Source organism: Lapillicoccus sp., from assembly GCF_046595215.1.
GTDB lineage: Bacteria > Actinomycetota > Actinomycetes > Actinomycetales > Dermatophilaceae > Lapillicoccus.
Map to the genome: position 1 here is coordinate 1 of NZ_JBKJPP010000039.1, position 6950 is coordinate 6950.

General features: G+C 70.0%; 7 protein-coding genes and 1 pseudogene. 6 read left to right on the forward strand and 2 right to left on the reverse strand.

Annotated elements, in window-relative coordinates:
• A pseudogene (locus ACLL9L_RS03780) lies at window positions 1-636 on the reverse strand (NAD(P)(+) transhydrogenase (Re/Si-specific) subunit alpha); the annotation flags it as partial.
• Window positions 637-938: 302 nt separating this feature from the next.
• On the opposite strand from ACLL9L_RS03780, the gene ACLL9L_RS03785 reads away from it, so the two are divergent.
• From ACLL9L_RS03785 to ACLL9L_RS03810, 6 genes are all read left to right on the forward strand, one after another.
• On the forward strand, window positions 939-1961 hold the full coding sequence (locus tag ACLL9L_RS03785; protein ID WP_411283317.1) for a HoxN/HupN/NixA family nickel/cobalt transporter: 1023 nt from the start codon (window positions 939-941) through the stop codon (window positions 1959-1961).
• A gap of 102 nt (window positions 1962-2063) precedes the next feature.
• On the forward strand, window positions 2064-2663 hold the full coding sequence (gene recR, locus ACLL9L_RS03790) for a recombination mediator RecR (RefSeq protein WP_411283318.1): 600 nt from the start codon (window positions 2064-2066) through the stop codon (window positions 2661-2663).
• Entirely contained in the window at window positions 2656-3246 is a 591-nt protein-coding gene (locus tag ACLL9L_RS03795; RefSeq protein ID WP_411283319.1) for a DUF5063 domain-containing protein, read from the forward strand. Before recR ends, ACLL9L_RS03795 begins: the two co-directional genes overlap by 8 nt.
• A 189-nt stretch (window positions 3247-3435) precedes the next feature.
• On the forward strand, window positions 3436-4704 hold the full coding sequence (locus tag ACLL9L_RS03800) for an aspartate kinase (protein ID WP_411283320.1): 1269 nt from the start codon (window positions 3436-3438) through the stop codon (window positions 4702-4704).
• Window positions 4701-5771: an aspartate-semialdehyde dehydrogenase gene (locus ACLL9L_RS03805; RefSeq protein WP_411283321.1), complete on the forward strand. Its 1071-nt coding sequence runs from the start codon at window positions 4701-4703 to the stop codon at window positions 5769-5771. The genes ACLL9L_RS03800 and ACLL9L_RS03805 overlap by 4 nt, the downstream gene beginning before the upstream one ends.
• Before the next feature lie 461 nt (window positions 5772-6232).
• Window positions 6233-6496 (forward strand): hypothetical protein, encoded by a 264-nt coding sequence (locus ACLL9L_RS03810; RefSeq protein WP_411283322.1) that lies wholly within the window; start codon window positions 6233-6235, stop codon window positions 6494-6496.
• Window positions 6497-6612: 116 nt separating this feature from the next.
• Here ACLL9L_RS03810 and ACLL9L_RS03815 read toward each other — a convergent pair.
• Window positions 6613-6950 (reverse strand): ATP-binding protein (locus ACLL9L_RS03815; RefSeq protein ID WP_411283323.1); only part of this gene is annotated, 338 nt, incomplete at its 5' end.

Consider the following 6950-nt stretch of genomic DNA (forward strand, 5'->3'; position numbering starts at 1 on the left):
CAGGAACTCGGCGCCCATCGACTCAACCTGCTCGCCGACCTCGGGTCGGGCGTCGAAGGCGCGCACGATGGCGCCGAGGCTGCTGGCCGTGCCGATGGCAGCCAGTCCGGCGACCCCTGCCCCGACCACGAGGACCTTGGCCGGGGGGACCTTGCCCGCGGCCGTGATCTGACCGGTGAACAGGCTGCCGAACTCGTGGGCGGCCTCGATCACCGCGCGGTAGCCGGCGATATTGGCCATCGAGCTGAGCACATCGAGGGCCTGTGCCCGCGAGATGCGCGGGACCGCGTCCATCGCGAGCGCCGTGACGCCCTGGGCGGTGAGCTTGTCGAGCAGCTCGGGGGACAGCGCCGGGGCCAGAAGGCTGGCCAGCATGGCGCCGGTCCTGAGCTTCGCGATCTCGGTATCGGAGGGTGGGTTGATCTTCACGACGAAGTCGGAGCCCCAGACCTCATCGGTGGGGGTAATCGAGGCGCCTGCCTCTTGATAGGCATGGTCCGTGAAACTGGCCAGGACGCCTGCGCCTGACTCCAGGTGCACTTCGTGGCCGAGGGCAATCAGCTGCGCGACGGTCTTCGGCGTGGCTGCAACCCGGGTCTCACCCGGCCGCGTCTCTTTGGGCACACCAATGCGCACTGGAACTCCCGAATCGTATGAGTTGCACAACACTTCCGAGCCGCAATCTACACAGGGGTCGCGAACCAACGTCGGGCGCGTCCACGATCGTGGCAGCGCGAGCGGCACCCCCCGATGAGCCGAAAATTGTCTGCATGCTCGAGTTCCTTATTGCGAATGACTTGCAACAAGGCCGTCCCGGTCCCTAACGTTGGAGCATGACGTCCGTCGCCCAGACCTCAGTCGACAGCGACGAGCCGCGATCAGTCTTTGGCGGCCGACGACCCTCACTGACCAGTCGCGAACGCCGCAGCCTGTTGGGCATGGGTGGCTTCATCCTTCTGCTTCATGTCGTGGGCTGGGGTGTGCTGATCGGGTTCGTGGCGCCGCATGGCTACATGGTCGGCGGGCAGCTCGTAGGAGCGGGGCTGGGCATCACGGCATACACGCTGGGCATGAGGCACGCCTTCGACGCCGATCACATCGCGGCCATCGACAACACCACCCGCAAGCTGATGGGCAAGGGCGAACGCCCGCTCAGCGTCGGGTTCTGGTTCAGCCTCGGGCACAGCTCGGTCGTCTTCGTCATGGTGACCCTGCTGGCGTTCGGCGTCCGCGCCCTGGCCGCGCAGCTCGGCAACGACCAGTCCACCCTGCAACGCAGCGCCAGCCTGTGGGGCACCTCGGTCTCGGGCGTCTTCCTGATCTTCATCGGCCTGATCAACCTGGCGGCCCTGATCGGCATCCTGAAGGTCTTCCGGGCGATGCGAACCGGCCACTACGACGAGTCCGCACTCGATGCGCAGCTGGACAAACGCGGTTTCATCAACCGGATCCTCGGCAAGGTCACCAGGACGGTCAGCAAGCCGTGGCACATGTACCCGGTCGGGCTGCTCTTCGGCCTCGGCTTCGACACCGTCACCGAGGTCGGGCTGCTGGTGATCGCCGGCGGCGCGTCGGCGGCGAGCCTGCCGTGGTGGGCCGTGCTCACCCTGCCGGTCCTCTTCGCAGCAGGGATGTCGCTGCTCGACTCCATCGACGGCTCCTTCATGAACTTCGCCTACGGCTGGGCCTTCTCGAAGCCGATCCGCAAGATCTACTACAACATCACCGTCACGGCGCTGTCCGTGGCGGTCGCCCTGCTCATCGGGGGGATCGAGATCGTCTCGATCCTCACCCAGAAGCTCGGCATCACCGGTGGACCCCTGGCCGCCATCGCGCGGATCGACCTCAACGACGTGGGCTTCTGGATCGTCGGGCTCTTCGCCGCCACCTGGGTCCTTGCCCTCATCGTCTGGCGGCTCGGCCGGATCGAGGAGCGCTGGTCCGCCTCCCTGACCGACTGACCCCTCGTCGTCGAGGCCCCGCGACGAGGACCTCCGGGTATGCCGGGAAGCTCGCTGCGCGGCATACCGCCGCTTGTCGTCGGTGGGGCATAGGCTGAAGATGTGTACGAAGGCGTGGTCCAGGACCTGATCGACGAGCTCGGGCGGCTGCCCGGCGTCGGCCCCAAGAGCGCGCAGCGGATCGCGTTCCACCTCCTGACCGCCGACCCGGCCGATGTCACCCGCCTCTCCGAGGTGCTCGCCGAGGTCAAGGCGAAGGTCCGTTTCTGCGAGAGGTGCGGCAACGTCGCCCAGGCCGAGCTCTGCCGGATCTGCGCGGACCCCCGCCGCGACCAGACGGCGATCTGCGTCATCGAGGAGCCCAAGGACGTCGTCGCGGTCGAGCGGACCCGGGAGTTCCGGGGCACCTACCACGTGCTCGGCGGGGCGATCTCGCCGATGGACGGTATCGGCCCCGACGACCTGCGGATCACCGAGCTGATGACGCGCCTTGCCGACGGCACCGTCACCGAGGTCATCATCGCCACCGACCCCAACATCCAGGGCGAGGCGACGGCGACCTTCCTGTCGCGACTGCTCAAGGACATGGGCATCCGGATCACCCGGCTCGCGTCGGGGCTACCCGTCGGCGGGGACCTCGAGTACGCCGACGAGATCACCCTGGGGCGGGCCTTCGAGGGCAGGCGGGTCGTCAATGTCTGAGACCGAGGCCGCCGCTGCCCGGGCCCGCGAGGGACAGGAGCTGATCCTGCTCGCGGGGGAGTCCGCCCGGGACGCCCAGATCTACCTCGGTACGGTGCGCGAGGTCGCCTCGGGCGCCGCCGCCGAGACCGCGATCCCGGTCCTGCTGCTCGCCACGTCGCAGCTGCTCCTCGCGGGCTCGCGACTCGGCGCCATCCAGGACATCGTGCTGCGCGAGCGCTTCGAGCCCGACCCCGGCCCGGAGCCCGACCTCGACCCGTTGCACGCGAGCCTTGCCAACCTCTTCGAGGGCCTCGACGACTACGCCGACGTGATCGACCCCGTGACCGACGCCTCGCTGACCCGCGGCTCGCTCTCCAACGACATCGTCGAGATCGTCTCGGCGCTGGACCACGGCCTCCAGCACTTCGACGAGGGCCGGTTCGTCGAGGCGCTGTGGTGGTGGCAGTTCAGCTACCTCTCCACGTGGGGTGACCGCGCCGCGAGCTCGCTGCGGGTCCTGCAGTCGGTGCTGGCCCACCTACGGCTCGACGTCGACGAGGACACCATCGCCGACGCCGAGTTCGACGCGCTGCACCCCTGACCCGCCGCCGCACCCCTGACCCGGAGCCGCATCCGGCGCGGCACCCGGGTCATCGCGGAGACCTGTGGGCCCGTCAGGGCGACACGTCTGCGAGAACCGAGCCCTGAGTCTCACCCCCCGGAGGGGCAACCGCTCGGCGACGGCGGACCGATAAACTGAGTCCTCCGCCAACCGTCCCAGGAGCCTGCCGTGAGTGTGGTCGTCCAGAAGTACGGCGGCTCGTCCGTGGCCGATGCCGAGAGCATCAAGCGGGTCGCGCGCCGGATCGTCGAGACCCGCAGGGCCGGCCACGCCGTCTGCGTCGTCGTCTCGGCGATGGGCGACACGACCGACGGGCTGCTGGACCTCGCCAAGCAGGTCACCCCGCTGCCGCCCGGCCGCGAGCTCGACATGCTGCTCACCGCGGGCGAGCGGATCTCGATGGCGCTGGTGGCGATGGCGATCGCCAACCTCGGCCATGAGGCCCGGTCCTTCACCGGCTCCCAGGCCGGCGTCATCACCGACGCCGTCCACGGCAGGGCCCGGATCATCGACGTGACACCCGGACGGATCCAGACCGCCCTCGACGCCGGGCACATCGCCATCGTTGCCGGGTTCCAGGGCGTCAGCCTCGACACCAAGGACATCACCACCCTCGGTCGTGGCGGCTCCGACACCACGGCCGTTGCCCTCGCGGCCGCCCTCGACGCCGACGTCTGCGAGATCTACACCGACGTCGACGGGGTGTTCACCGCCGACCCGCGGATCGTGCCGGCCGCCCGCAAGATCACCCAGCTCTCCAACGAGGAGATGCTCGAGATGGCGGCGTGCGGGGCAAAGATCCTCCACCTGAGGTGTGTGGAGTACGCGCGACGTTTCGACATGCCGATCCACGTGCGGTCGTCCTTCTCGGCGCACGAGGGCACCTGGGTCACCGACAAACCGCAAGGAGACAGCGTGGAAGCCCCGATCATCGCCGGTGTCGCACACGACCGCACCGAGGCCAAGATCACCATCGTCGGGGTGCCCGACCGAGCCGGCATGGCGGCCGAGATCTTCAAGGCCGTCGCCCTGGCGGAGATCAACATCGACATGATCGTCCAGAACATCTCGGTGTCGGAGACGGGGTTGACCGACATCTCCTTTACGCTGCCCAAGACCGACGGCCAGACCGGTGTCCAGGCGCTGGGGCGGATCCAGGGCAAGGTGGGCTTCGCCACCATCCTCTACGACGACCACATCGGCAAGCTGTCCCTCATCGGCGCCGGAATGCGTTCTCACCCGGGCGTCTCCGCGAGACTCTTCCAGGCGCTCGCCGACGCCGGGATCAACATCGAGATGATCTCGACGTCGGAGATCCGCGTCTCGGTCGTCACCCGCGACGACCAGCTCGACGACGCGGTCCGCGCCGTCCACACGGCGTTCGGTCTCGACTCCTCCGACGGAGAGGCCGTCGTCTACGGAGGTTCCGGTCGATGACCACCGCCAAGCCCACGCTGGCCCTCGTCGGCGCGACCGGTGCCGTGGGCACGGTCATGCGCCAGATCCTCTCTACCCGTGAGGACGTCTGGGGCGAGATCCGGCTCATCGCCTCCGCCCGTTCCGCCGGCAAGCTGCTCGAGCTGCGCGGCGAGCAGGTCGCCGTCCTGGCGCTCGCCCCCGAGGTGTTCGACGGGGTCGACGTGGCGATGTTCGACGTGCCGGACGAGGTCTCGGCGCAATGGGCGCCGATCGCGGCCGCCCGTGGCGCCGTCGTCGTGGACAACTCCGGCAGCTTCCGGATGGACCCGGACGTGCCGCTGGTGGTGCCAGAGGTCAACCCTGACGCGGCCCGCAACCGGCCCAAGGGCATCATCTCCAACCCGAACTGCACGACCCTGACGATGATGGACGCGCTCGGAGCGCTGCACCGCCGGTGGACCCTCACCGAGCTCGTCGTCTCGTCCTACCAGGCGGCGTCCGGAGCGGGGCAGCCCGGCATCGACCGGCTCTACGACGAGCTGGAGGTCGTCGGCGGCAACCGCGAGCTCGGGCAGCAGGCCGGTGACGTGCGAGCGGCACTGAGCAACAAGCTGGGCGACGACTCCCCGTTCCCCGCGCCCCTTGCTCTCAACGTCGTCCCGTGGGCGGGCTCGCTGCGGGAGGGCGGCTGGTCGTCCGAGGAGCTCAAGGTCCGCAACGAGTCGCGCAAGATCCTCGAGATCCCCGACCTCAAGGTGTCCGCGACCTGCGTCAGGGTCCCCGTCGTCACGACGCACTCGCTCGCGGTCCACGCGGTCTTCGCGGAGGACATCACCGTCGAGGCGGCCCGGCAGGCGCTCGTCGAGGCTCCGAGCGTCGTGGTCCTCGACGACCCCGACGCGGGCGAGTTCCCCACCCCGTCGGACGTGGTCGGGTCGGACCCCACCTTCGTCGGGAGGCTGCGTCAGGCGCTCGACTTCCCCAACACCCTCGACCTCTTTGTCTGCGGAGACAACCTCCGCAAGGGTGCCGCGCTCAACACCGCCCAGATCGCCGAGCTCGTCGCGCGGGAGCTGACGGACTGACGCCCACGCCCTGGGCGCCGGGCCGTAGGACGGGTGGTCCGACGTCCGGCGGTGGTACTACGACCATTGGCCACTTGTCCACCTGACCGGGTCGCGCCCACACTCAGCACAGATCAGGCGCCCAACCGGGCGCGATCTGCCGGACCCCCGGCTCACTCCTGTCCGCTGCCTCACTACGGTCCCCACTGTCAGCTGACGACGAGCCGCCCCGGGACTGACCGGCCCCGTCCGACCCGGTGCGTGCGACCTCACGAGGTCGCCGCGACATTCCCCGGTGTCGCCGCCTGAGCGGACGGGGTCGTGTCGCTCCCGACACCGGAGCCCTCTGGGGGTCCACGGGCTGCTCGCCCGCAGTCCGTCCGCCAGAGGTAGCGTGGTGTGCATGATCTGGACGCCGGACCGCACCCGCGGTGACTGCGGGACTCCCGGCCGGTCGGGACAGTCGACGGGAAAGCGCCGAGATGGCTGACCCCGTCGGCGCCGACCCCGGGCGGAGCGAGTGGCAGTCCGCGCGCCGCGCCGTGGCCCGGCGCCACCACCCCGACGTGGGAGGGGACGTCGAGGTCTACCTCGCCGCCCTGGCAGAGGTCGACACCCGTTTCGGACGGGGGCCGGCGCGAGCAGCCGTGCCCATCATCGTGCGCCGCTCCCGGCTCCGCCGCGCCCGCAGGACCCTGCGCAGTGTCGCCGCCGTCGTGCGCCGCACCCGCTACACCGAGCTGTGACCCCCGTGACCCGGTGACCTCGTGATCGGGTGAGCTCCCGGCCAGTCATCGCTGCGGCATCGACCGACGGGTCCCCGATGCGCGCCGGGCGTCGACGCCCGGACCGTGCCGGGGCCTCAGGCCCGGCGCAGGGTGACGACGGCCCGCACTCCGGGATCCGCGTCCTCGAGGCGGATGGTGCCCCCAGCCCGCCGCAGGAGCGCGCGGGTGATCGGCAGACCCAGCCCGCTGCCGCCGCTGTCGCGATCCCGTGCCTCGTCCAGCCGGGTGAAGCGGTCGAAGACCCGCTCCCGGTCGCCGGCCGGTATGCCGTGCCCGTCGTCGCTGATGCTCAGCTCGACCGAGCCGGGCAACCAGTGCACACCCAACGTCACCTCCCGGTCAGCGTGCCGGACGGCGTTGTCGAGGAGGTTGAGCAGCGCCCGGGTCAGCGCGTCCCGCTCGCCCTCCACCC

Bases quoted from the DNA above. Each gene is read 5' to 3' on its own strand.
- ACLL9L_RS03785 (WP_411283317.1), top strand. From the start codon at position 939: ATGGGTGGCTTCATCCTTCTGCTTCATGTCGTGGGCTGGGGTGTGCTG.
- ACLL9L_RS03810 (WP_411283322.1), top strand. From the start codon at position 6,233: ATGGCTGACCCCGTCGGCGCCGACCCCGGGCGGAGCGAGTGGCAGTCC.
- ACLL9L_RS03795 (WP_411283319.1), top strand. From the start codon at position 2,656: ATGTCTGAGACCGAGGCCGCCGCTGCCCGGGCCCGCGAGGGACAGGAG.
- ACLL9L_RS03805 (WP_411283321.1), top strand. From the start codon at position 4,701: ATGACCACCGCCAAGCCCACGCTGGCCCTCGTCGGCGCGACCGGTGCC.